Source organism: Kitasatospora sp. NPDC004723 (assembly GCF_040609255.1).
Taxonomy (GTDB): Bacteria; Actinomycetota; Actinomycetes; order Streptomycetales; family Streptomycetaceae; genus Kitasatospora.
Genome location: NZ_JBEXJT010000007.1, coordinates 78,003 through 100,997 on the forward strand (window position 1 = coordinate 78,003; position 22,995 = coordinate 100,997).

Consider the following 22,995-nt stretch of genomic DNA (forward strand, 5'->3'; position numbering starts at 1 on the left):
TGAAGGGGGGAACGGGGCCGAGGAGGGAGCGCGTCGGCTCAGAGCCGGCGGACACCCTCGATCACGGCCTGGATCAACGCGATGTCCGGCGCCTCGGCGAGCTCGACGGGTGCCCGGGTGAGAATCATCCGGGCCTCGGCGAGGTCGTCCAGCAGCACCTTGACCACGCTCACCGGGAGGTCCAGCACGGCCGCGATCTCGGCCACCGCGAGCGGGCGTTCCCGGCAGAGGTCCAGGATCGCGGCCGGTTCGGGCGTCAGACGGCTGGTGTCGGTGCGGGGGTCGGCGGTGACCACCAGGGTGATCAGCGCGAAGCCGTCACGGACCGGACCGGTGCGCCCGTTGGTGATGGCGTAGGGGCGGACCAGATGGCCGGCCTCCTTGTCGAAGAACCAGGCCTCGGCGGCGTCGGCGGTCACGCACCGCCACCCGCATCCGGATGGCCGGCGTCGCTGCGCGGCGCAGCGGTGAGGTACTGGCCGACCTGCTTGACCAGCATGTTGATCTCGTAGGCCATCAGCCCGGCGTCGACCGCCTCGCTGGTCAGCACGGCGAGCCGGGCGCCCTGGCCGGCGGTGGTGACGAACAGGAACAGCCGGTCCATCTCGATCACGGTCTGCCGCACCCGCCCGCCGTCGAACCGGTGGCCGGCGCCGCGGGCGAGGCTCTGCAGGCCGGACGCGACGGCCGACAGGTGCTCGGCGTCGGCCCGGTCGAGCCCCTGGGAGAGTCCGACCAGCAGGCCGTCCTCGGACAGGACGACGGCGTGCCGGGTCTCCGGGACCCGCGCCACCAGCTGGTCCAGCAGCCAGTTGAGGTCGCGCTCGGCGTCGGTGTGCTGCGTCATCACTGCTGTTCCTTAGCTGCGGAAGGCGCGTCCGGGTCGGGGGTCGTGGCACGGGCGGTGCGGGTGCCACGCTGGATGGCGGCCATGGTGGCCCGCGAGCGCTGCGGGGAGGGGTCGTCGCCGGGCTGTGCGGGGAAGCCGGGCTGCCCGCCGTCGTGGGGCGAGGGCTGTCCGTACGGGGCCGGGGGGGACGCGTGGGCCTCGCGCAACTGTTCGGCGAGGCTGGCGTTGCGGACCCGCTGGGGCAGGATGCGCGGCGTGCGCAGCTCGCTCTGGGGCCCGTGCTCGTCGCGGGTCCCCCCGGCACGCTGGTGCACGGGTGCCGCGGGCGGGGCGGGCGGCGCGGGTGCCACCGGCGGCGCGGCCGACGGCCCGTGGGTGCCGCTCTCGAACATGCTCGGCCCGGGCTCGTCGACCGGCTCCTGGTAGGGCAGCGGCCGACTGGGCCGCGCGACGACCACCGCGCCCGGCAGACCGGGGATCGCCGAGCCCACGGGCAGGCCGCCGTTGACCGTCGGATCGTCCTGGCCCTGCGGGCCGACACCCTCGGGGTAGCGCGCGACCAGCTCGCCGATCACCAGACCGCCGTCGCCGCCGTTGCCACCGCCGCCCGCGAGCCCGTCGCCCCCGGCGGCAACCTCATCCGAACCAGCACCAGCGCCAGTACCAGCACCAGCGGCACCCGGACCGGGTCCCACCACCGAGGGCCCGTTGCCCATCAGCCCGTCGAGCACCCCGGCGAGCGCGCCCGAGAGCTCCTGGTCGATCCTGCCGACGTCCGTACCGGCGCCCGCCCCGGTGCCCGCACCCGTACCCGCCCCGCTCTCCGGGGCGCCACCGGGCTCGCCGCCCGGCCGCAGGTCCGGGGCCGGGGACCGGGTGACCCGGGCGCCCGCCGGCAGGCCGGTGACGGCGGACGGTGCCTCCGCCTGGTGCAGCAGCGCCGCCGGCACCAGCACCACGGCCCGCGTCCCGCCGTACGGCGAGGGGCGCAGCGTGACCTGGACGTCGTGCCGGGCGGCCAGCCGGGCGACCACGAAGAGCCCGAGCCGCAGGTCGTCGCCGAGCGCGGAGACGTCCAGCTCCGGCGGGTTGGCGAGGTAGTCGTTGAGCCGCTGGTACTCCTCCTCGACCATGCCGAGGCCGCGGTCCTCGACCTCCACCACCAGGCCCTTCGGGACCTCCTGCGCGGAGACCTGCACCTGGGTGTAGGGCGGGGAGAAGGTGGTGCCGTTCTCGATCAGCTCGGCGACGAGGTGGATCACGTCGGCGACGGCCTGGCCGCCGAGCGAGGTGCGCGGCACGCCCTGGACGACGACCCGTGAGTAGTTCTCGGTCTCGGAGACGGCGCTGCGCAGCACGTTGACCATGGGCACGGCGTTGCGCCAGCGCCGTGCGGGCAGCGCGCCGCCCAGGATGACCAGGTTCTCGGCGTTGCGCCGCATCCGGGTGGCGAGGTGGTCGACGGCGAACAGCTCGCGCAGCAGGTCGGGTTCCTCGTGCTCGCGCTCCAGCGCGTCCAGCATGCTGATCTGGCGGTGGATCAGGATCTGGGTGCGGCGCGCGATGTTGAGGAAGACCTTCTTCGTCCCCTCGCGGCCCTGGGCCTGGTGAACGATCGCGGCGACGGCGGCCTGCCGGACGGCGGCGAGGCCGTCGGCGGCCTGCTGGAGTTCGTCGCCGGTCCGCCGGGACGGGGTCCGGGCGGGCGGGGTCGGGACCGACTCGCCGGCCCGCAGACGGCCGACGACCTGCGGGATCTCCTGCTGGGCGATCGCCAGGGCGTCGGTGTGCAGGGAGGCGATCCGGGCCGGAAGGACGCGCGCGGTGCGCAGCCCGCGTGCCAGGCTCAGGAGCAGGACGACGGCGACGGCGGCGCTGCCGGCGTACAGGGCGTTGCGCTCTCCGGTCCCGCGCAGCAGGTAGCAGGCGTAGCCCCAGGCGGCGGCGAGGCCGAGGCAGGGGAGCAGCGTGAGGGTGAGGAGCGAGCTGCGTAGGGAGCCGGGCCGGCCGGCGCGGTGGCCCGTCCGGGGGGACGATATGCCTGGCATCTGATTCCTTGTAGCAGGGCCGAACGGCGGGGTGTCCGTCTGCGGTCCGGCGGGGGCCGCTGGGGCGCCACGGCCGACAGTGCCCGGAGGGTTGCCGGAGCTGGTGACCCGGGGGTTCACCGTCCGGACGGATGCAGCACGGCCGCCGACTCCAGGCACGCTACCAGCCCGGGGTGCCCTTCGGGCAACATCAACTGACCATATGTGAACGCCTGATGACAGGTCGTCCGGGCATCCCGTGGCCGCCCGACCGGGTATTCGCACTGGTCGGCGAAGGCGTGGGGGAGTGGCGGGCGGCTTTCCGGCGGCCGGGGCCGTGGTCGCCGGAAAGCCGTCAGGGACAGGTCAGGAAGCGCCGTCCCGGTGGGCCGCGCCGAGCGCGCGGATCCGGCGGGTCAGCCCGCCAGCGGCATCCGCAGCACCGCAGCCGCGCCGCTCTGCAGCTCCGCCTCCGCGCGGGCCTCGCGTTCGGCCGCCTCGCTCCACGCCCAGCCGGCCAGGTCGGCGAGCTCGGCCGACCACTGCTTGCCGTAGGTGCCCGAGGCCACCTGGCCGAGCCGCAGCCGCTGGACGTCCGAGGTCCCGGCCGGCGGGTAGGTGTGGGTCGCGTCGCGCAGGTAGCGCTCGATGTGGAACTCCGCCTGCAGGCCGCGGCCGGCGTGGATCTCCATCGCGTTGCGCGCCGAGTCCAGCGCGTACTCGGTGTTGACCAGTTTGGCGTTCATCAGTTCGGCGTCGCAGGGCTTGCCGTGGTCCAGCAGGTGCGAGGCGTGGTAAGCGGCGAGCTTGGCGGTCATCAGCCGGGACTGCATCTCGCCCAGCTTCAGCGCGATGTTGGGCAGTTGGGAGAGCGGCTTGCCGTAGAGCACGCGCGCCTCGGCGAACCGCACGGTGTCCTCGACGATCGCCACGTGGATGCCGAGGGCGACCGCCGCCAGGTTCAGCCGCCCGTACAGCGTGGAGGAGGAGTAGGCGACGTCCAGGCCCTGGCCCTCCCGGCCGAGCAGGTTGGCGGCCGGGATCCGGCAGCCCTCGAAGACGAGTTCGCCGAAGCTGAAGCCGTGCAGTCCGCTCTGCGAGCCGAGGGAGCCGGTGCGGAACCCGGGCCGGTCGCTCTCCACCAGGAAGGCGGAGAGCCCCCGGCTGCCCTGGCCGGTGCGCAGCACCACGCCGTGCACGTCGCCGATGTGCGAGTTCCCCACGAACCACTTGCGGCCGTCGAGCACGTACTCGTCGCCCTCGCGGCGGGCGGTGCCGCTCATGCCGAGCACATGGCCGCCGGACTCCGGTTCGGTCACGGCGATGGTGGGCAGCGCCGCGCCGGAGGCGAACCTGGGCAGCCAGTAGCGGCGTTGGGCGTCGTCGCCGAAGTGGATGACCTTGGCGACGCCGAGCTGCGAGGCCTGGGCCATCGCCCCCATGGCGCCGCTGACCCGGGACAGCTCCTCGACGATGACGGTCTTGGCGAGGTGTCCCAGACCCAGCCCGCCGAATTCGCGCGGGATGGTGACGCCGATCCAGCCCCGGCGGGCGATCTCCTGCGCGATTGCGAACTCGACCTGGCGCTCGGCCTCCATTCTGGTCACCTGCGGGCGCACTTCCTTCTCCGCGAACTCGCGCACCTCCGCACGGAGGCTCTCGTGTCGTTCGTCGGTGAAGTAGTCCATCGCCATGCCCGGGTCCTCTCGGGTTCGGTTCGTTCGGTGGATGTGCCTCCGTCCGTGCAGCCGATCCGCGTCGGCCGCCGAGGGCGTGGGGGATGTGACGGTGGCGGCCGGGCGCCCCGTTGCAGCGGGCGCGTGCGGAAGTGCCGGCGGTGGCCCTCGCTGCCCTTGGGGACCGCCGATTTTCGGCAGGGCTCATTGTCATATGCGCTTGGGAAGCGCTCTACGGAGGATCTTGGATTGGCGCGATCAGGTCGTTCGGGCGCGGTGGAGGATTGAAACCCCGTGAGGCGGGGATATGTCGTTCCCCCGATTGCCGGATGGGTCGGATCCGATGGTTCCGCTTCCGGTTCCCCTCCCGTTCCCGGCCGGCGGCCTGCCCGCCGCCTCCTTGTCCAACATCAGGCTTTGACGCCTCATCAGCAGTCGAGACGGCGCGGGCCGAGAGCGCCGAAGCTGCCGGATGTCTGATTACATGTGCGCCATGACTGATGTGATGAGCACTCAAGGCCAGTTCCCGGGTGCCGCCGGGGAGTCGGAACGGGCCCGCAGGCTTCGCAGCCTGGGGCTCGACGAACCCACCGCGGACGAGGCCTTCGACCGCTTCGCCCACCTGGCCGCCAGCATCACCCGCGCCCCCATCGCGATGGTCAACTTCATCAACGACGAGCGCCAGATGTTCCGGGGGCTCTACATTCCGCCAACCTCCCCCGACATTCCGGCCGGAGAGGGCTCCTCCTGGGCCGACCGCGGCATCGCCTTCGACCTGCCGACCCGGCAGATGCCGCTGAGCCACGGCTTCTGCCCCCACGTCGTCGCCCAGCGCTCCCCCCTCGCGCTGGACGACATCCTCGCCTACCCCCGGTTCGCCGGGAACCCGGTCGTCGACGAACTCGGCGTGCGCGCCTACCTCGGCGCCCCGCTCGTCGACGACACCAACACCGTCATCGGCACCGTCTGCGTCCTCGACCGCGAACCCCGCCAGTGGGGCCGCGAGCGCCTTCGCGACATCCAGCACCTCGCCGAGGCCCTGCTCTCCGAGATCCGGCTGCGCGACAACCTGCTCGCCCAGCAGCAGGAGATGTTCGCGGCCTTCGACGGCTCGCCCTTCCCGATCATGCTCACCGACGGCCCCGGCCAGGAGATCCGCTACGCCAACGCCCAGCACGCCGAGGTCTTCGGCGCCCCGGCGGCGTACGGCGCCATCGGCCAGGCCTACCCCCAGCTCGGCGCCGCCGGCCTCCAGCAGGCGGTCTCCGAGGCCTACCGCACCGGCCGCGCGACCGTCCTCAACGACGTACGCGTGCCGTCCCTGCGCCCCGACGCCCAGCGCGGCCAGCAGATCTTCAGCTTCACCTGCAGCCCGCTGCGCACCGCGCGCACCGGTCAGGTCACCGGGGTGCTCACGGTCGGCATGGACGTCACCGCGCAGTCCCGCACGGAGGAGGAACTCGGCACCCTGGCCGCGCTCCTGGTCGACCGCCTCCAGCAGAACGGCGCCCCCGTCACCCGCCCCGGCACCGGCGAGGCCGGGCTCGTCCTGCCGGCCTGAGCGCCGGCCGTCTCCCCCTACCGCACCAGTTCCCACCGCACCGTCTCCCCACCGCACCGGCCCCCTGCCGTGCAGGCCTGGTACCACAGGCCCCGAAGGACCCCGGGCACCCGCCGCACCCCGACCGTGCGCCCGGTTCCGCCGCGTCCGCCACCACGGCGGGGCGCCTCTCACCCCCGAGGAGAGGCCCCCCGCCACGGTGCTGTCCCGACCGGCGCCGTCGTCCGGATCAGCGCCGTCGTCCGGATCGGCACCGTCGTGCGGATCGGCACCGTCCCTCCCGGCGCCGTCCGGGTGAACGCCGTCCGGGTGAACAGGCGCCCACCGCCCCGCCGCGCACGCCCGCGCGAGCGCCGCCGATGGTAGGCATGGGCCGCATGCAGTGGTTCGCCGCCCCCGAGTACTGGCTCAGCAGGCTCCTCGTGCAACGGCTGCTGGCCGCCCTCTACCTCACCGGCTTCCTCGCCGCGGCCCTCCAGTTCCGCGCCCTCATCGGCAGCCGCGGCATGCTCCCCGTCCCCCGCTTCACCGCCAGGGTCCCGTTCCGGCAGGCGCCCGGCCTCTTCCACCTCCACTACAGCGACCGCTTCTTCGCCGCCGCCGCCTGGACCGGCGCCGCGCTCTCCGCCGCCCTCGTCGGCGGCCTCGGCGACGCCGTGCCGCTGTGGACGTCGATGCTCTGCTGGGCGGCGCTCTGGGCCCTCTACCTCTCGATCGTCAACGTGGGGCAGACGTGGTACTCGTTCGGATGGGAATCGCTGCTGCTGGAAGCGGGCTTCCTGGCCGTCTTCCTCGGCAACGGCGACACCGCCCCGCCCGCCCCCGTGCTGTGGCTGCTGCGCTGGCTGGTCTTCCGGGTCGAGTTCGGTGCCGGACTGATCAAACTGCGCGGCGACAGCTGCTGGCGCGACCTGACCTGCCTGCGCTTCCATCACGAGACCCAACCGATGCCCGGGCCGCTCAGCTGGTTCTTCCACCACCTGCCCGACCCGCTGCACCGCGTCGAGGCCGCGGCCAACCACGTCACCCAACTCGCCGTCCCCGTCTGCCTGCTGCTCCCGCAGCCGGTCGCCGGCTACGCCGCCTGCGTCGTCGTCGCCACCCAGCTCTGGCTGGTCGCCTCCGGCAACTTCGCCTGGCTCAACTGGCTCACCATCGCCCTCGCCCTCGCCGCCGTCGACCCGGCCCGCCTCGGCCTGCCCGTCCACCCCCGCGCCTACGGCGACACACCGCCCTGGTTCGAGGCCCTCGCGCTCGCCGTCACCGCCACCGTCCTCGTCCTCAGCTACTGGCCGGTCCGCAACATGCTCTCCCGCCGCCAGGTCATGAACCGCTCGTTCAACGGCCTGCACCTGGTCAACACCTACGGCGCGTTCGGCAGCGTCAACCGGACCCGTCAGGAGGTCGTGGTCGAGGGCACGGACGAGCCGGTGGTCACCCGGCACACCGTGTGGAAGGAGTACGGCTTCAAGGGCAAACCCGGCGACGTGCGCCGGGCCCCGCGCCAGTACGCCCCCTACCACCTGCGGCTCGACTGGCTGATGTGGTTCGCCGGGATCTCGCCGGGCTACGCCCGGCCGTGGTTCCTGCCGTTCGCCGCCCGGCTGCTGGTCAACGACCCGGACACGCTGCGCCTGCTGCGCCACAACCCCTTCCCGGAGGGTCCGCCGACCCACGTCCGGGCGACCCTCCACCTCTACCGGTTCACCGATTGGCGCGAACTGCGGCAAACCGGAGCGTGGTGGCACCGCACGGCGCTCTACGAGTACCTCGCGCCGGTCGACCTCGCCACCCTGGCCCGCGCCGGCCACCGTCCGCCGCCCGCGCGGTGACCGGGCGGTGACCGGGCGGCGGAGCACCGGCGGCCCCCGGGTGACCGGGCCGCGCACGACCGGGGGACGACCGGTGGACGACCACCCGACCGGCCCTCCCGAGTGGCGCCCGGGCGGGCGGTACGGCACGCCACACCGCCCCGAGGGACGGTGGGTGCGTGCATGGCTCGAACGGGCACCCGTATTCTTGGCCTCCGACCGGCAGCCCGACCGCGCGCCCCCCGGCCCCTCGCACCGAGGCCCACCGCGCACCCGGACCGCCGCCCCCTCGCCGCCCGTCCACGCCCCCGCCGCAGCCGCCCAGAACCGGACCTCACATGACAGTGCTTCACTCCCGCAACGCCGACGCGGCCGACGCAGCCGGCTCCGCAGACGTCAAGGACACCACGGACACCAAGGCCGCCACGGACACCGCCGACACCGCCGACACCGCCGAGACCGCCAACCCCGCGGACACGACGGACACGGCGGACACCAAGGACGTCGCGGCCACGGCCGACACCGGCACCGACACCGACCTGCGCGAGGACCTCGGCCGCTACGCCGAACTCGGCGCGTTCACGCTCACCGCCGACACCCACCCCTGGTACGCCGCCCACGACACCGTCGCCACCCCCGAGGACGCCCGCGCCGCGTCCACCGTCCTCGCCGAACTCCGCGGCCACGACCTCCAGCAGGTGTGGGAGGACATCACCACGCTCGCCGCCGACGTCAAGCTCGACGCACCGGACACCGTCGGCAAGACCGCGGTGCTCGTCGAGATGCTCCAGTTGGTCCGCCGCACCGCGACCGTCCTCGTGCCCGCCGCGTACGACACCGACCTCGAATCCCTGATCGCCGCCACCGCCGACCGCAACTGGCGGCGCGAGCGCGGCGTCAAGCTCTCCTGGCTGCGCGCCCGCTCGCTGCGCAAGCAGGCTGCCGCCCTCGCCGTCACCAGCCGCCCCCGCGCGCAGGACCTCCACGAGGCGCTCGCCTCCGCCGAGGTCGAGCGGCGCGCCTGGGCCGCCCTGGCCCCCGTCGGCACCCTGCCCAGCGCGCCGTCCGACGGCGAGCTCGCCCACCGCACGGCGCAGGCCATCGAGGCCGTCAACAGCGGCGTGCGCGAACTCGCCCGCCTGCTGCCCGGCCAGGACCTCGACGCGCTGTCCTTCCCGGACCTCGTCGACCTGGTCGACCGCCTCGCCACCGACGAGGGCACCCTCTACCGACTCCCCACCCTCCGCGGCCTGCGCGCCACCCTGGAGGACGCCGGCCTCGCCGACCTCCTCACCGAACTCGCCGCCGCCCACGCCGACCGTCGCGCCGCCGAGGCCGCCTACACCGCCCGCCAGGCCCTGGCGGGCGGCCAGCGCGACGGCCTGGCGCCGGCGACGCAGGAGCGGGCGGCGGACGCCGCCGAGGACGCGGCTGCGGAGGCCGTCGAGGAGACCGCCGAGGCGGTGACCGAGACCGAGGCCGAGACCGCCGAGGCCGGGACCGGGGTTGAGCCCGAGGCGGCGGAGCCGGAGGCCACGACCGACGAGCAGCCGCTCAGCGTCACCCTCCCCGCCCCGTCCCCGGCCGCCGACGACCTGGTCGGCATCACCGCCGCCCCGCCGGCCCAGCCCTCCGCCCCCGACGCCGAGACCATCGCCCCCGCCGAGACAGAGGCCGAGGTCGCGGTCGAGGCCGAGGAGACCTCCGAGCCGGCCGCCGTCGTGATCACCACGTTCGTCGCCGTCGACGACACCGAGGCGGAGTCCGTCGCGGAGGCCTCGCCGGCCGAGGCGCCGGTCGAGGTCGAGGTCGAGGCCGAGACCGAGACCGTCACCGAGGCCGAGGCTGCTGAGGAGACGGCCGAGCCGGTTGTCGAGGTGCCGGTTGAGGTTGAGCCGGTTGCCGAGGAGGCTGCGTCCGGGGTTGTGGCGGAGGCCGTGGTTGACGAGGTGGTCGAGCCGGCGGCGGAGGTCGCGGTCGAGGCTGCTGGGAAGGCCGTGCCGGAGCCGGTTGCCGAGGTCGCTGCTGAGGTTGTGGCCGAGTCCGCCGTGGAGGCTCCGGCTGACGAGGTGATCGAGGCCGAGGCTGCCGCTGAGATTGCGGCGGAGCCCGTGGCTGAGACTCCGGTCGAGGAGCCGGCCGAGTCGGTTGTCGAGCTGCCGGTTGAGGTTGAGCCGGTTGCCGAGGAGGCTGCGCCCGGGGTTGTGGCGGAGGCTGTGGTTGACGAGGTGGTCGAGCCGGCGGCGGAGGTCGCGGTCGAGGCTGCTGGGAAGACCGTGCCCGAGCCGGTTGCCGAGGTCGCTGCTGAGGTTGTGGCCGAGTCCGCCGTGGAGGCCCCGGCTGACGAGGTGGCCGAGGCCGACGTTGAGGAGGCTGCGCCCGAGGCCGCTGCCGAGGCTGGGGCGGAGCCCGTGGCTGAGACTCCGGCTGAGGAGACGGCCGAGCCGGTTGTCGAGCTGCCGGTTGAGGTTGAGCCGGTTGCCGAGTCCGCGGTGGAGGCTCCGGTCGGCGACGAGGTCGAGCCCGAGGCTGCTGCTGAGGACGCTGCGCCCGAGGTTGTGGCGGAGCCCGCCGTGGAGACTTCGGCTGAGGCTGAGGCTGAGGCTGAGGCCGAGGCGGCGCCGGTTGCCGAGGTTGCCGTCGCGCCTGAGCCCGAGGCCGAGCCGGTCGCCGAGACTGCCGAGGAGCCGGCCCCCGAGGCCGCCACCGCCCCCGAGGCCGGTGGGCGGCCGGACAAGCCGGAGTTCACGCCGGGGCGGCCGGTGACCGCGTACTCGGCGGAGGAACTGCTCGCGATCGTGCGCTGGGTGGACGGCGACGGGGTCGAGCGGAGCGACGAGGAGCTGCTGCGGGCGGCGATGAAGGAGCTCGGCTTCGCCCGTCTCGGCCCGCGGATCAAGGAGGCGCTGGGCGCCGCCGTCGGCGCCGCGCGCGCCTGACGCCCGAGGGGTACCGGGAAGGCCCCGGGCACGCGGTCACCGACCGCGTGCCCGGGGCCTTCGCCGTGTCCACCCATCGAAATCCGATTGCCCTACGGGCGTGGGCTGTTGAGACTCGGCGACGGTCGGACAAACCGATCAACGCCGATCGGCGCCAACAGAGTGGAGCCCCCGCATGCCCGACCTCCTGCGCCCCCGCGCCCTCGGCCCGGGCGACCTCGTCGCCGTCGCGGCGCCCGCCGGACCCCTGGAGGCCGACGCCGCGCCGCTGCTGGAACGCGGCGTCGCGACGCTCACGGCCATGGGCTTCCGCGTGCGCCGCACGCCGCTGACCGAGCCGGGGCGCCGCCGTTGGTGGGCGGCGGCCGGGCCCGCCGCGCAGGCCGAGGAGTTCAACCGGCTGCTGCGCGACCCCGAGGTCCGGGCGATCGTCGCGCACACCGGAGGGCAGGCCGCCGCGGGGTGGCTGGACCGGCTGGACGTCGACGCCGTCCGCGCCGACCCCAAGCCGGTGCTCGGGTGCAGCGACGTCTCGCTGCTCCTGCTCACGCTGCACGCCCGTACCGGCCTGGTCGGTGTCCACGGCGACATGGCGACATACGGACTCGGCGGCTCCTGGCACGCCGCCGAACCGACCGCCGAACCGACCGCCGCACCGGCCGCCACGACGCTCGCCGGCCTCTACCGCCGCGTCCTCACCGACCCGGCGGTGCCGCTCGGCCCGCTCCCGGAACTCCGCGCCTCGGGCGGCTGGGAGTGCTGGCGGCCCGGCCGCGCGTCCGGACCGCTGCTCGGCGGCCTGCTCGGGCGGCTGGTCGCGCTCCAGGCGACGCCCTACGCGCTGCCCGCCGAGCGCTTCGACGGAGCGGTGCTGTTCTGGGAGGAGGTGGACCGGCCGCTGTCGGGGGTGTGGCAGGACCTGCACCTGCTCCGGATGTCCGGGGTGTTCGACCGGATCGCCGGGATGGTCGTCGGTGCGCCGCACCGGGTCACCGCGGCCGGCTGCGCGGACGACGCCCCGGCGCCGTCGCTGCGCGAGGTCGTGCTCGACGTGCTGGGCGACCGGCCGCTGCCGGTGCTCGGCGGGGTGGACCTCGGCCACGCCGGTCCCAACCTGCCGCTGCCGCTGGGCGTGCGCGCCACCGTGGACGCCACCGCCCGCACCCTCGGCCTCGACGAACCGGCCGTCACCCCGCGCTGACGCGGCCCGGGAGCACCCGGCCCCGCACGACCGGATCCCTCACCCGTGCACCGAAGCCCGGGCGAGCTGCCGGGCCAGGACCGCCGGGGCCTCGACCAGGGACGGGCCGTACCAGGTGAGGTGGCGGCCGCTCACCAGGGCCGTCGGGATGTCCGGGAAGCACTCCGGGCCGTCGTCGGCGGTGAACCGGTAGGGCTCGTCGGGCAGGACCACCAGGTCGGGGCGGGTGGCGAGCAGGTCGGGGAGCGGGACGGCCGGGTAGCGCTCGGGCCGGGCCGGGTCCTCGGCGTGCGGGAGGCGCAGGCCGAGGCGGCGCAGCAGGTCCGCGGCGAAGGTGTCGTGGCCGAGCACCATCCAGGGGCGACGCCAGATCGGCACCACCGCCCGGCGGGCCGGTCCCGGCAGCGGGCGGACGCCGGCCCGGGCGGCGGCGTCCGAGGCGTCGAGGTCGAAGGTGTCCAGGGCGGCCCAGGCGGCCTCGGCGGCGTCCAGCCAGGGCGGGCGGGGCAGGCCGCAGCCGACGGTGAGCAGCCGGTCCAGGGAGCGGAACGCCTGGTCCAGGGTGCGGATGTCGGTGACCCAGACGGGCAGGCCGGCCGCACGCAGGGCGTCCAGGTCGGGGCGGCGGTTCTCCTCGTCGTTGGCGATCACGAGGTCGGGGGCGAGCGCCGTGATCCGGGCCACGTCCGGGTTCTTGGTGCCACCGACCCGGGGCACGTCCAAGCCGGCGGGGTGGCTGCACCAGTCGGTGGCCCCGGCCAGCAGCCCCTGCGCGCTCGCGGCGACCGCCTCGGTGAGCGAGGGCACCAGCGACACCACCCGCCGCACCGGCCCCGGCCCCGGCGGCACGGGCAGCCCGAGGTCGTCGGCCGGAAGCCGTTCGGCGGGCGGCCCGTCGGCCGACGGGCCCGGCCCGGGGGTGGCGGAGAGCGAGGTCACCGCGTCACCATAACGGCAACGGCCGGTGGCCGAAGGGGCAAACTCACGGGAACCGGGCGGGCACAGCGGCCGACTACTGGTCCGGGTTCAGCGGACGAACCCGAGCACAACCATTCACCAGGAGAGTTTCTGATGCGCCCTCGCGTCTTCTGCGGTATCGCGGCCGCCGTCGCCCTGTTCGCCACGGCATGTACCAGCGGTGGTGATGGCGGTGGGGACACCGCGGGAGGCGGCGTCAGCGCCTCGGCGGGGGCCGGCGGGGCGTTCCCGGTCAAGGTGGCCGACTGCGCAGGCAAGGAGACCACCGTCAAGCAGGCGCCCCAGCGGATCGTCACCAGCGACGCGGCCGCGCTGGAGATGCTGCTGCAACTGGGTGCCGGCGCGCGGGTCGTGGGCACCGGGTTCCCGCCGGGCAAGGGCAGCTTGCCGGCGGCCGTCGCCGAACAGGGCGCCAAGGTGCCGGCGCTGGGCGACACCCTGATCCCCAAGGAGAAGCTGCTCGGCTCCGGCGCCGACCTCTACGTGGACACCTTCGGGCCGATGCCGGGGATGGGCGCGGCGGGCGCCGGGCCGAGCGAGGAGGAGCTGAAGGCGGTCGGCATCCAGCACGTGCTGCTGCTCTCCACGGCCTGCGCCACCGGGCCCAAGGCGGCCCAGGGCCCGCGCACCGACCTCGCCGCCGTCGAGGAGGACGTCCGCCGCCTCGGCGCGGTCACCGGGACGGCCGCCCGGGCCGAGGAACTGGTCGGGGCGATGGAGAAGCAGATCACGGAGGTCAAGAACGCCACCGCCGGCGTACCGGAGGCGCAGCGTCCCGGGTACTTCCTCTTCGACTTCGACGCCGGTACAAAGCAACCGATGGCCGTCTGCGGCAAGCAGGTCGCCAACGCGGTGATCACCCTGGCCGGCGCGCGCAACGTGTTCGCCGACTGCGACGCAGACTTCCGGCCCGTCTCCTGGGAGGACGTGGTGGCGAAGAACCCGGACTGGATCCAGCTCGCGGTGCGCAACCGCGGTGGCGAGGAGGAGAACCGCAAGGCCTTCGACGAGGCCGAGGCGTTCCTCAAGGGCTTCCCGGCCACCCAGGGACTGAAGGCCGTGCAGGAGGGGCACCTCCTGCGGATCGGCTCCGAGGTCACCACCATCGCCGGGACCCGCAACGCCGACACCGTGCGGCAGATCGCGGCGGCGCTCCACCCGACGCTCGTCAAGAACGGGCAGTAGGCGATGGCCAGGGCCACCAGCACCGCCACGGCCGCCACGGCCGCCACGGAGCCGTCCGCCGAGGACGCCACCGGGGCGGCCGTCGGCACCGCCTTACGGCGCAAGCGCGTGCGGGCGCTGCGTGCCGGACCGCTCGCCGCCGTGCTCACCGCCGCCCTGGTCGTCGCGCTCACCGCCGCCGTCTCGCTCGGCGCGGTGGACATTCCGCCCGGCGAGGTGTGGAGGGTGGTCGGCCGCCGGATCACCGGGCAGCACCCGGCGCCCGGCACCCGGGACCTCATCATCTGGCAACTGCGCGTGCCACGTGCCCTGCTGGCGGCCGTGGTCGGGGCCGGGCTGGGCGTGGTCGGCACCGCCGTCCAGGCCCTGGTCCGCAATCCGCTCGCCGACCCGTTCCTGCTCGGCATCTCCTCCGGCGCCTCGCTCGGCGCGGTCGGCGTGATCGTGCTCGGCAGCGGCCTCGGCCTGTCGCTGACCATCGGCGGCATCGCCGGGATCACCGTCTCCGTGGCCGCCTTCCTCGGCGCGCTCGCCGCGTTCTCGCTGGTGTGGGTGCTGGCCCGGCGCGGCGGAGGGTTCTCCCCCTTACGCCTGGTGCTGGCCGGCATCGGCATCGGCCAGTTCCTCACCGGCCTCACCAGCTACCTCGTGCTGCAGACCGGCGACGAGCAGCAGACCCGGGGCGTGCTGTTCTGGCTGATGGGCAGCCTGGGCGGTGCCACCTGGGGCCAACTCGCCGTCCCCGCCGCCGCCGTGGTCCTCGGCACGGTCCTGCTCCAGGGCCGCGCCCGGGGGTTGAACGCCATGCTGATGGGCGACGAGACGGCCGCCGGCCTCGGCATCGACGTCGCCCGGCTGCGCCGCGAGATCTTCGCCGTCACCAGCGTGCTCACCGGGGTGCTGGTCGCCGTCTCCGGGGCGATCGGCTTCGTCGGGCTGATGGTCCCGCACGTGTGCCGGATGCTGGTCGGCGGGGACCACCGCCGGCTGCTGCCGCTGTCCGCCCTCACCGGCGCGGTCCTGCTGGTGGTCGTCGACCTGCTCGCCCGCACCGCGCTGGACGGCCAGGAGGTGCCGATCGGCGTGGTGACCGCCCTGCTCGGCGCGCCCACCCTGCTCTACCTGCTGGACCGACGACTGGAGCGGAATTGAGAATCGCCGTCGAAGACGTGAGCGTCGCCCTCGCCGGGCGGACGGTGGTGGCCGGGGTCCACCTGGTCGCCAAGGAGGGCGAGATCGCCGGCCTGGTCGGTCCCAACGGCAGCGGCAAGTCCAGCCTGCTGCGCACCGTGTACCGGCATCTGCGGCCGAGCGCGGGGCGGGTGCTGCTGGCCGGGCGGGAGCTGTCCGAGCTGAGCCCGGCGCAGTCCGCCCGGCACATCGGGGCGCTGCCCCAGGAGCGCGGCGGGGACTTCGAGTTGACCGTCCGCGAGGTGGTCGCGATGGGCCGAACCCCGTACAAGCGGGCCTTCGCCAAGGACGACGCCGAGGACCACCGGCTGGTCGGCGAGGCGCTGGAGCGGGTCGGCATGGCGCACGCGCCGGACCGCCGGTTCGCCCAGCTCTCCGGCGGCGAGCGCCAACGCGTGCTGCTGGCCAGGGCGTTGGCCCAGCAGCCGGACGTCCTGGTGCTGGACGAGCCGACCAACCACCTGGACGTCCGGCACCAGGTGGAGCTGCTCGCGCTGCTGCGCGAACAGCGCCGCACCACGCTGGTCGCGCTGCACGACCTCAACGCGGCCGCCTCGGTGTGCGACCGGCTGCACGTGCTGCACCGCGGCACCCTGGTCGCCTCGGGCGAGCCGCGCGAGGTGCTGACCCCGGAACTGCTCGCCGAGGTGTTCGGCGTCCGAGCGGCGGTGGTCGAACACCCGCTCACGGGTGACCCGTTGATCGCGTTCGACCACCGCACGCCGGCCGGCGCACCGGTCCCGGGGCTGCCGGGACCGGGCGCTCGGGGTTCAGCGGCGGCCCCGGGACGTGACGTGCCGGCCGTGGACGTACCCGGCGTGGAGCTGCCGGGGGTGGACGGATCGGCCGTGGACGTCCCGGGGGAGGGTGCGCCGCTGTCCGGGGCGGGCGCCGTCCGGGGGTCCTCCGGACTCCCGGTCACCGCCGCCCCGGCCTCCGTGGAACGTCAGGAGGTCTCGTAGTGGCTGGGGCGGCCGTTGCGCTCGACCAGGCGGCCGACCCCGGCGGCCTGCTCGCTGCGCAGCAGCTCCCATCCGCCGTCCTGGCGGTGCAGCACCGAGGAGTGCCACGGCGTCATCCACATGTCCGCGTGCTCCAGCAGCCGGATGCCGAACTTCAGCACGCCGACCTTCTGCGGGTGGATGGAGAGCCGGAACGAGCGGGGGTGCTGCTCGGCGATGAGGTCGCCCCAGGCGCGGCTGCGCTGGATGACGCCGTAGGCGCGCTGACGGCAGTCCTTCTGCAGGGCGGACTTGGTGCCGGTCCAGCCGAAGGTGTCCTCGGTGAGGAAGCGGGTGATGCCACGATAGAGCTTGGCGGTCTCCTCGTCGGTCAGCACCTGCTCGCGCAGCTCCTCCTTGGTGGGCGCGTACTGGGCGTGCACCCGGGCGCGCTTCTCGTCGAAGGGCAGGTCGCCGAGGACGGCCCGCAGGTCGAAGGTGTCGAGGTGGGACAGGCCCTCGCGCTCGATCAGCGCCGACAACTCGTCGGAGTACTGGTCGATGTGGTCGTCGGGCACGTGGATGAGGTCGCCGAAGATGTGGCCGTCGGAGCAGATCAGGATCTTGGCGCCGGGCTCGTAGAGCTTGCCGATCTCCTGGGCGAGGCCGTTGAGGAAGGTGAGCGAGAGCCGCTCGCCCTCGTCGGGCAGGTGGCCGAGCACCTTGGCGAGGTTGGGGGACTTGCAGGGGAACCCGGGGAGGGTGAACAGGATCGGGTCCCCGGCCGTGATGAAGTCGGCCAGCTGCTCCATCTGGAGCGGGAATTCGGCGGGCGTGGCAGCGACCTCGGGATCGGAGGCGCGGCGGTGCGGGAGCAGCAGGTCGAGGATCTCGGCGGACAGCCGGGCCACGGTCTGCTGGTCGGGGACGGTGTACCCGGTGGTGGTCTGCACGGTGGTCACGTTGCTCTCGTTGCTGTCGGCCTGGGAGTTGCTGGAGTCAGTGGCGACGGTGCCGGCGCGCGGCATGGTGGTCCTCCATGGAACGGTGAACGGGCTTCGGGCAGGCGGAGCCACGCCCCGGCGGCGTACGCCGGGACGCTGTGGTGGATGCAGGGAGATGCGTGGGTGCCCCTTCGCGGGTGCTCGGATCCGCGGTGCTCAGATCCGCCGGTCGTAGGCGACCGGGAGCCGGTTGACGCCACGGGCCAGCACCGCGGGCACCCAGGCGAGCGCGTCGATGCGCTCGTCGTCGGCCACGGACGGGCGCAGCCCGGGCAGCCGGGTGAGCAGGGTGGCGATGGCGATCTGCAACTCGGCCCGGGCCAGGGCGGCGCCGGGGCAGAAGTGGATGCCGTGGCCGAAGGCGAGGTGGGCGTTGGGGGAGCGGTCGAAGTTCAGGACGTCGGTGTCCGTGAACTGTGCTTCGTCGCGGTTGGCGGCGCCGAGCGAGACGATCACCGAGTCGCCGGCCGGGACGGTGGTGCCGTGCAGGTCGCTGTCCTCGGCGAAGAAGCGCCAGGTGGTGAGCTCGAACGCGCCGTCGTAGCGCAGCAGTTCCTCGATCGCCCGGGGGAGCAGGCCCGCTTCCTCGCCGGCCGTGGCGGGGTCGAGGCTGCTGCGCAGTCGGTCGAGCTGCTCCGGGTGGCGCAGCAGGGTGATCAGCATGGTGGTGATCTGGTTGGTGACCGGCTCCTGGCCGGCGACCAGCAGCTGGAACACCATCGAGTCGAGCTCCTCGGGGCTCAACTCGCCGGTGTCGCACGCGGTGACGAGCCGGCCGAGCAGGTCCACGTCGGGCCCGGCGGGGTCGTAGGTGGCGCGCTTGTGCGCGACCACGTCGGCGATGTAGGTCTGCAGGCCGCGCAGCCGGCCCTCGTACGCCGGTCGGCCCGGGTCCTGCGGGCCGACCGGTTGCACCACCTTGCCCCAGTCGCGGTCGAACTTGACCGCCAACTCCTGCGGAAGGCCGATCACTTCGGCCAGCACCCGGAAGGGGTAGTGGGCCGCGAAGCCGTCCACCAGGTCGGTTCCGCCGGCCGGCGCGGTCGGCGGAAGCCGGTCGATCAGAGTGTCGGCGAGCTCCTGGATGCGTGGGCGCAGCGCCTCCACCCGGCGCGGTGAGAAGGCGTCCAGGACGAGCTTGCGCATCGTGGTGTGCTTCGGCGGGTCCTGGTGCAGCAGGTGCACCTGGAGCTGCGAGTGCTGCGGTTCGGGCATGATCGAGGCCAGCCGGCGCCAGTCCTCGTTGCCGAGCTCGTGGTTCTTGCCGAGCCGGGGGTCGTTGAGCGCCTCGTGCGCGGCCTTGTAGCCGGTGACCAGCCAGGCGCCGACGCCGCTGGGGAAGGTCACCCGGTGGACCGGGCCGGCGGCCCGCATCTGCCGGTAGAGGGGATAGGGGTCGCTCTTGTACTCCGGGCCGAACAGCGGTACGGGGTCGGGGAGTTCGTCGTATCCGAACGGGCAGCGGGGCCCGTCGGGCGCCTCGCCCGCCGCGGTCGGGTCGTGGACGGTGTCGGTCATTGCGAATGTTCCTCCGGTGTGGATCTGTGGTGTGCAGGCCGGCCTTGACGGCGCGTCAGGTCCGGCTGCCGATCGTCCGGTCGTTCTCGGTGGTGCTCGTGGTGCTCGTGCTGCTCGTGGTGCCGTCGGTGGTCTCGGTGTGGTCGGTGGTCTTGGTGGGCTTGTCGGCGGTGCGGTGGTGCAGGGTCAGCAGGGCCACGGCGATGGCGGCGGCGAGTCCGGCGAGGGTGAGGCCGGCCCGCACGCCGGCGATCTCGGTGGCGCCGTACAGGGTGGCGGCGGTGCCCAGCGCGGGGCCGAGCGCGAAGCCGAGGCTGCGGGAGAGTTGGACGGCCGAGCCGGCGGTGGCGAGCTGGTCCGGCGGGGCCGAGGTCATCACCAGGGCCTGGACCGGGCCGCCGTTGAGGCCCATGCCGACGCCGGCCACGGCGAGGCGCCAGGCGATGTCGGGGGAGGACCAGTCCGTGTCCACCGGGACGAGCAGCAGTAGGCCGAGGGCGGTCACGGCGGCGCCGGTCAGCGCCGTCGGGCGGGCGCCCCAGCGGTCCGCGAGCCGCCCGCCGAAGCGGCCGGCCACCACCATGCCGAGCGGGAACGCCAGCATGGTGAGCGCGGTGGCGGTGGCGCTCTCGCCGTCCTCCCGGCGCAGGTACTGGGCGAGCAGGAAGTGGTTGGCGGCGAAGCCGGCGGCGAGCGCCAGCACCGAGCCGTTCACGGCGGCGGTGCCGGAGGCGCGCATCACGGTGGCGACCGGGCGCCCGCCGGGGCGGCGCAGCCAGAACAGCACCAGTGGGACGGCGGGCAGGGCGAGCAGCAGCCAGAGCGGGGCGTCGGGGGCGAGGGTGAGGCCGAGCAGTACGGCGGCGATCGCCGAGCCGATCAGCGCGGCGTCGCCGAGCGAGCCGCGGTCGGGCAGCCGCAGCCGTCCGCCGCCGCGCGGGGCGTCGCGGCGGGCGATCAGCCAGGCGGCCAGGCAGATCGGCAGCTTGACCAGGAAGATCGCCCGCCAGCCGACGTGGTCCAGCAGCAGGCCGCCGATCACCGGGCCGAGCACGGCGCCGAGCGGGCCCAGGGTGGCGGGCACGCTCATCGCCCGTCCGCGCAGCTCCGGGCGGACGGCGGTGGCGGCGAGGACCGGCATGAGGACGAACAGCACGGCGCCGAAGGCGCCTTGGGCGAGGCGGGCGGCGATCAGCCAGCTCGCCCAGGGGGCGGCGGCGGCCAGCGCGCTGCAGAGCGCGAAGCAGCCCACGGACAGCAGGAGGGCGGCGCGCAGGCCGACCTGGTCCAGCCACCGCCCGGCGGGCAGCAGCAGGGCGACCAGGGGGAGCTGGTAGCCGAGCACGGCCCACTGGGCGGTGGTGGGGGAGACGTCGAGGGCGTTCGCGATGTCCGTCAGCGCGAGGTTGACGACGTTCATGTCGAGCATCGCGACGAAGGAGATCAGGCCTGCGGCGAAGACCAGGCTCCACCGGTCCACCGCCGCCCCGGCCGGGCCGTCACCCGGTGCGCTGGTGGCGGGCGACTGCTGCGTTGCCATGGGTCATCCTCCGTTCCCCCGTGCTGTCCGGACACCACCTCGGCGGCGGCGTCCGGTACATCAGTCGGAGGTATCCGGGCCCGAGTTCCGAACAGGTGGGGGATTTTTGCGGCTTGGCCGGATCATGGCGACCGTGGCCGATGTTGCCCGCCTGTCCGGAGGGGACTCCGGGGAGCCCGGCGGGCGGGCCGGCGGACGGCGGACGACTGACAGTTGACGGATGTCAGATGACAGATAACAGCTGACAGACATTGAAATCTGTCAGCTGTTATCTGTCAGTCGTCAGTTGTCAGCCGGACCGGCGCCGCCTCAGCCGACGGCCGCCAGTTCGGCCGGCGGGGCCGGGGTCGGCTCCCCGGCCTCGGCCGCCCGCAGCCGGGCTATCAGCTCCTCCCGCGCCCGGGCCACCCGGGAGCGGACGGTGCCGACCGGGCAGCCGGCCACCTCGGCGGCCTCGGCGTAACTCAGGCCGACGACCTGGGTGAGCACGAAGGCCTCGCGCCGCTGGGCGGGCACCCGGTCCAGCAGGTCGCCGAGCGCCACGCCGTCCTCGAAGCCCGCGGTGGGCGCGATGCCCTGCCGCTCGGCGGCCTCCTGCCAGTCCGGCAGCGCGGCGCAGCGCGGCCGGGCGGCGGCGGTGCGGTAGCGGTCGATGACGGTGCGCCGGGCGATGGACAGCAGCCAGGTGCGGGCGGAGGAGCGGCCGGCGAACCCGGGCAGGCTGCGCAGGGCCCGCAGGAACGTCTCCTGGGCGAGGTCGTCGGCGGACTGCACATCGGTGAGGTGGGCGACGAAGCGCCACACGTCCCGCTGGGTGGCCCGGACGAAGGCCTCGACGTCGGCGGACCGGCCCTCGCGGGCGGCCAGCGCGAGCGCGGTCAGCTGCTCGTCATCCACGACGGCCCCCCACCCGGTCGGTCCCACCTGGGAGGAGGTACGGGACGATGGTCATATGAGATGCGCGCAACTCCGTACCGCTCTGTCCGCCCGCCTCGACGGCGAACCGGCCGGTGTGCCGGACCGCCGGCTGGACAAGCACGTCGCGCGGTGCGCGGCCTGCCGGGAGTGGCTGGAGCGGGCGGAGCGACTGCGCGGGCCGCGGCTCGCGGACCCGGCCGACGGGCCGTCCGCGGACTGGACGGCGAAGCTCCTCGCGCGCCTCGGCGCGCAGGACCCGGGCGTGGCCGGCGGCCCCGGAGGGGTCGATGACGGTGGAACCGGAGAGGGCCGCCCCGGGCAGGGGGACGGCGGACGGACGCGGTAGGACGGTGGCGCCGGGCAGGGCCGGTGCGCCGTCGAAGTCAGGCATGAAGGGATCCTGAGGGGAGGACGGGGTGCGGTGCCGTTGCGGGCGGCACCGTCGGCGTCGGTGGGCGGCCGCGCGGCCTCGGCCCCGACCGGCGGAGCGGCGGGGAGGGTCGGCGCACGCGGGCCCGGAGCCCCGGCGGCAGCGGCCTCCGTCGGTACCGGCAGCTTCCCGGACCCCGGCGGACCGGCCGTCCACGCCGGACCACGGCCGCCCCGGGGGAGGGACTGCGGCAGTGGCGCGCGGTCGGTCGGCGGTCGTCCGGGGACGGGCGGCGGTACCCGGCGGCGCGGCTGCGGCGCGGGGCGACCTGCCCACCGCGCGGCGGACACCGGCGGTGTCCGGGAACGGCGGCGGGCGCGTCAGCGGGCGAACGCGGTTGAGGGAGGTCCGCGGCGGACCAGGGCGTGCGAGAGCAGCACCGACCGCGCCCGCCGGGCCCGGTGGCCGTCGGGTCTGGGCGAGTCCGGCGGCCGGTAGCCGGCCGGGCGGGTGAACAGGACGAGCAGCGGCGCCAGCAGCGCCCCCGCCAGCACCGAGCCCAGCGCGCCGAGCAGGTCGAACAGCCGCACCAGCGCGGTCTCGCCGCGCCAGAGCAACAGCGCGCAGGCCAGCGCGGCGAGCACGTGGGCGGTGACCATGCCGGGCGACATGCCGTGCGCGGCCATGTCGTGGCCGCCCATGCCGCCCATGCCGCCCATCCCGTGGCCGGTCATCCCGGACACGGCCGCGGCCCCGGAACCGGACCCGGAGCCCGGCAGCGGCACACCGGCGGTGGAGGACGCGAGGTCCGTGGCCGCCGCGCCGTGCGTGTGGGCGACGGCCACGGCGCCGGACGGCGGGACGTCCGGATCCAGCCCGGCCATCAGCGCCAGGTCGTCCGAGGACAGCCCGGTCGGCGTCGTGTCCGGATTGCACAGCAGCAGCGAGGCCCAGTCCGTCGGCTGCGCGCCGGCGAACCCGCCTCCCCCGAACAGCGAGCCCGCCTGTTCGAACGTCAGGTGCAGCGCCGTCTGCGCGGCCACCATCCAGCAGCTGATCACCGCGAGCCCACGCCGTCGGCCGGCCAGCAGCCAGGTGAGGCCGAGGGTCAGACCGAACGCGCCCGTCAGGACCGGGAGCGAGACCCCGGAACCGGCCATGGCGACGTGCGCCGTGGCGGCCAGCGCCACGCAGAGCGCGGCGAAGACCACGGCGCGCAGCGAGCGGATCCGGTCGGTCATCACGATGACACTCATCGTCGCACCCGCCTCCGTCGACCTGTACC

Annotated in this window: 17 protein-coding genes and 1 pseudogene; 8 read left to right on the forward strand and 10 right to left on the reverse strand. The window is 74.6% G+C overall.

Annotation, left to right across the window (positions count from 1 at the left end; translation table 11 throughout):
• Window positions 1–38: 38 nt before the first annotated feature.
• The 4 genes from ABZW10_RS11260 to ABZW10_RS11275 all read right to left on the reverse strand — a co-directional run bounded on the left by ABZW10_RS11260 (window position 39) and on the right by ABZW10_RS11275 (window position 4,565).
• On the reverse strand, window positions 39–419 hold the full coding sequence (locus tag ABZW10_RS11260; protein WP_355362774.1) for a DUF742 domain-containing protein: 381 nt from the start codon (window positions 417–419) through the stop codon (window positions 39–41).
• Complete coding sequence (locus tag ABZW10_RS11265) at window positions 416–847, reverse strand: roadblock/LC7 domain-containing protein (RefSeq protein ID WP_355362776.1); 432 nt, start codon at window positions 845–847, stop codon at window positions 416–418. The genes ABZW10_RS11260 and ABZW10_RS11265 overlap by 4 nt, the downstream gene beginning before the upstream one ends.
• On the reverse strand, window positions 847–2,898 hold the full coding sequence (locus ABZW10_RS11270) for an ATP-binding protein (protein ID WP_355362778.1): 2,052 nt from the start codon (window positions 2,896–2,898) through the stop codon (window positions 847–849). Before ABZW10_RS11270 ends, ABZW10_RS11265 begins: the two co-directional genes overlap by 1 nt.
• A gap of 395 nt (window positions 2,899–3,293) precedes the next feature.
• Window positions 3,294–4,565 carry an acyl-CoA dehydrogenase family protein gene (locus tag ABZW10_RS11275; protein ID WP_355362991.1) on the reverse strand — a complete coding sequence of 424 codons (1,272 nt, stop codon included), beginning with the start codon at window positions 4,563–4,565 and terminating at the stop codon, window positions 3,294–3,296.
• 481 nt (window positions 4,566–5,046) lie between these two features.
• Here ABZW10_RS11275 and ABZW10_RS11280 point away from each other — a divergent pair, with 481 nt between their 5' ends.
• The 4 genes from ABZW10_RS11280 (at window position 5,047) to ABZW10_RS11295 (ending at window position 12,065) form a co-directional block, all read left to right on the forward strand.
• On the forward strand, window positions 5,047–6,114 hold the full coding sequence (locus ABZW10_RS11280; protein ID WP_355362780.1) for a GAF domain-containing protein: 1,068 nt from the start codon (window positions 5,047–5,049) through the stop codon (window positions 6,112–6,114).
• A gap of 377 nt (window positions 6,115–6,491) precedes the next feature.
• Window positions 6,492–7,946, forward strand: coding sequence for a lipase maturation factor family protein (locus tag ABZW10_RS11285; RefSeq protein WP_355362993.1), 1,455 nt, complete (start codon window positions 6,492–6,494; stop codon window positions 7,944–7,946).
• A gap of 317 nt (window positions 7,947–8,263) precedes the next feature.
• Window positions 8,264–10,864, forward strand: a complete 2,601-nt coding sequence (locus ABZW10_RS11290) for a hypothetical protein (protein ID WP_355362782.1) — start codon at window positions 8,264–8,266, stop codon at window positions 10,862–10,864.
• Window positions 10,865–11,039: 175 nt separating this feature from the next.
• The gene (locus tag ABZW10_RS11295; protein WP_355362784.1) at window positions 11,040–12,065 is read left to right on the forward strand and encodes an LD-carboxypeptidase; all 1,026 of its coding nucleotides are present in this window, start codon (window positions 11,040–11,042) and stop codon (window positions 12,063–12,065) included.
• Between the two features lie 39 nt (window positions 12,066–12,104).
• Here ABZW10_RS11295 and ABZW10_RS11300 read toward each other — a convergent pair whose 3' ends face one another.
• A complete protein-coding gene (locus ABZW10_RS11300; protein ID WP_355362995.1) occupies window positions 12,105–12,914 on the reverse strand; it encodes a helical backbone metal receptor in 810 nt (269 codons plus the stop codon).
• A 222-nt stretch (window positions 12,915–13,136) separates the two neighbouring features.
• Here ABZW10_RS11300 and ABZW10_RS11305 point away from each other — a divergent pair, with 222 nt between their 5' ends.
• The 3 genes and pseudogenes from ABZW10_RS11305 to ABZW10_RS11315 all read left to right on the forward strand — a co-directional run.
• Window positions 13,137–14,228 (forward strand): ABC transporter substrate-binding protein, encoded by a 1,092-nt coding sequence (locus ABZW10_RS11305; RefSeq protein ID WP_355362786.1) that lies wholly within the window; start codon window positions 13,137–13,139, stop codon window positions 14,226–14,228.
• Window positions 14,229–14,231: 3 nt separating this feature from the next.
• On the forward strand, window positions 14,232–15,380 hold the full coding sequence (locus ABZW10_RS11310; protein WP_355362788.1) for an iron ABC transporter permease: 1,149 nt from the start codon (window positions 14,232–14,234) through the stop codon (window positions 15,378–15,380).
• A pseudogene (locus ABZW10_RS11315) lies at window positions 15,377–16,144 on the forward strand (ABC transporter ATP-binding protein); the annotation flags it as partial. The gene ABZW10_RS11310 and the pseudogene ABZW10_RS11315, both read left to right, overlap by 4 nt.
• Before the next feature lie 221 nt (window positions 16,145–16,365).
• Here ABZW10_RS11315 and ABZW10_RS11320 read toward each other — a convergent pair.
• The 4 genes from ABZW10_RS11320 to ABZW10_RS11335 all read right to left on the reverse strand — a co-directional run bounded on the left by ABZW10_RS11320 (window position 16,366) and on the right by ABZW10_RS11335 (window position 21,319).
• A complete protein-coding gene (locus ABZW10_RS11320) occupies window positions 16,366–17,388 on the reverse strand; it encodes an isocyanide synthase family protein (RefSeq protein ID WP_355362790.1) in 1,023 nt (340 codons plus the stop codon).
• 132 nt (window positions 17,389–17,520) lie between these two features.
• Window positions 17,521–18,882, reverse strand: a complete 1,362-nt coding sequence (locus ABZW10_RS11325) for a cytochrome P450 (protein ID WP_355362792.1) — start codon at window positions 18,880–18,882, stop codon at window positions 17,521–17,523.
• Window positions 18,883–18,937: 55 nt separating this feature from the next.
• Window positions 18,938–20,422, reverse strand: a complete 1,485-nt coding sequence (locus tag ABZW10_RS11330) for an MFS transporter (protein WP_355362794.1) — start codon at window positions 20,420–20,422, stop codon at window positions 18,938–18,940.
• A 309-nt stretch (window positions 20,423–20,731) separates the two neighbouring features.
• Window positions 20,732–21,319 (reverse strand): sigma-70 family RNA polymerase sigma factor, encoded by a 588-nt coding sequence (locus ABZW10_RS11335; RefSeq protein ID WP_355362796.1) that lies wholly within the window; start codon window positions 21,317–21,319, stop codon window positions 20,732–20,734.
• A gap of 55 nt (window positions 21,320–21,374) precedes the next feature.
• Here ABZW10_RS11335 and ABZW10_RS11340 point away from each other — a divergent pair, with 55 nt between their 5' ends.
• Window positions 21,375–21,686, forward strand: a complete 312-nt coding sequence (locus tag ABZW10_RS11340) for a zf-HC2 domain-containing protein (protein ID WP_355362797.1) — start codon at window positions 21,375–21,377, stop codon at window positions 21,684–21,686.
• Window positions 21,687–22,090: 404 nt separating this feature from the next.
• Here ABZW10_RS11340 and ABZW10_RS11345 read toward each other — a convergent pair whose 3' ends face one another.
• The gene (locus ABZW10_RS11345; protein WP_355362799.1) at window positions 22,091–22,966 is read right to left on the reverse strand and encodes a hypothetical protein; all 876 of its coding nucleotides are present in this window, start codon (window positions 22,964–22,966) and stop codon (window positions 22,091–22,093) included.
• Window positions 22,967–22,995 lie beyond the last annotated feature (29 nt).

What these genes read in the sequence shown, in the direction of transcription:
- ABZW10_RS11265 (WP_355362776.1), bottom strand. Translation starts at nt 847, where the DNA reads ATGACGCAGCACACCGACGCCGAGCGCGACCTCAACTGGCTGCTGGAC.
- ABZW10_RS11270 (WP_355362778.1), bottom strand. Translation starts at nt 2,898, where the DNA reads ATGCCAGGCATATCGTCCCCCCGGACGGGCCACCGCGCCGGCCGGCCC.
- ABZW10_RS11275 (WP_355362991.1), bottom strand. Translation starts at nt 4,565, where the DNA reads ATGGACTACTTCACCGACGAACGACACGAGAGCCTCCGTGCGGAGGTG.
- ABZW10_RS11280 (WP_355362780.1), top strand. Translation starts at nt 5,047, where the DNA reads ATGACTGATGTGATGAGCACTCAAGGCCAGTTCCCGGGTGCCGCCGGG.
- ABZW10_RS11285 (WP_355362993.1), top strand. Translation starts at nt 6,492, where the DNA reads ATGCAGTGGTTCGCCGCCCCCGAGTACTGGCTCAGCAGGCTCCTCGTG.
- ABZW10_RS11290 (WP_355362782.1), top strand. Translation starts at nt 8,264, where the DNA reads ATGACAGTGCTTCACTCCCGCAACGCCGACGCGGCCGACGCAGCCGGC.
- ABZW10_RS11295 (WP_355362784.1), top strand. Translation starts at nt 11,040, where the DNA reads ATGCCCGACCTCCTGCGCCCCCGCGCCCTCGGCCCGGGCGACCTCGTC.
- ABZW10_RS11305 (WP_355362786.1), top strand. Translation starts at nt 13,137, where the DNA reads ATGCGCCCTCGCGTCTTCTGCGGTATCGCGGCCGCCGTCGCCCTGTTC.
- ABZW10_RS11310 (WP_355362788.1), top strand. Translation starts at nt 14,232, where the DNA reads ATGGCCAGGGCCACCAGCACCGCCACGGCCGCCACGGCCGCCACGGAG.
- ABZW10_RS11320 (WP_355362790.1), bottom strand. Translation starts at nt 17,388, where the DNA reads ATGCCGCGCGCCGGCACCGTCGCCACTGACTCCAGCAACTCCCAGGCC.
- ABZW10_RS11325 (WP_355362792.1), bottom strand. Translation starts at nt 18,882, where the DNA reads ATGACCGACACCGTCCACGACCCGACCGCGGCGGGCGAGGCGCCCGAC.
- ABZW10_RS11330 (WP_355362794.1), bottom strand. Translation starts at nt 20,422, where the DNA reads ATGGCAACGCAGCAGTCGCCCGCCACCAGCGCACCGGGTGACGGCCCG.
- ABZW10_RS11340 (WP_355362797.1), top strand. Translation starts at nt 21,375, where the DNA reads ATGAGATGCGCGCAACTCCGTACCGCTCTGTCCGCCCGCCTCGACGGC.
- ABZW10_RS11345 (WP_355362799.1), bottom strand. Translation starts at nt 22,966, where the DNA reads ATGAGTGTCATCGTGATGACCGACCGGATCCGCTCGCTGCGCGCCGTG.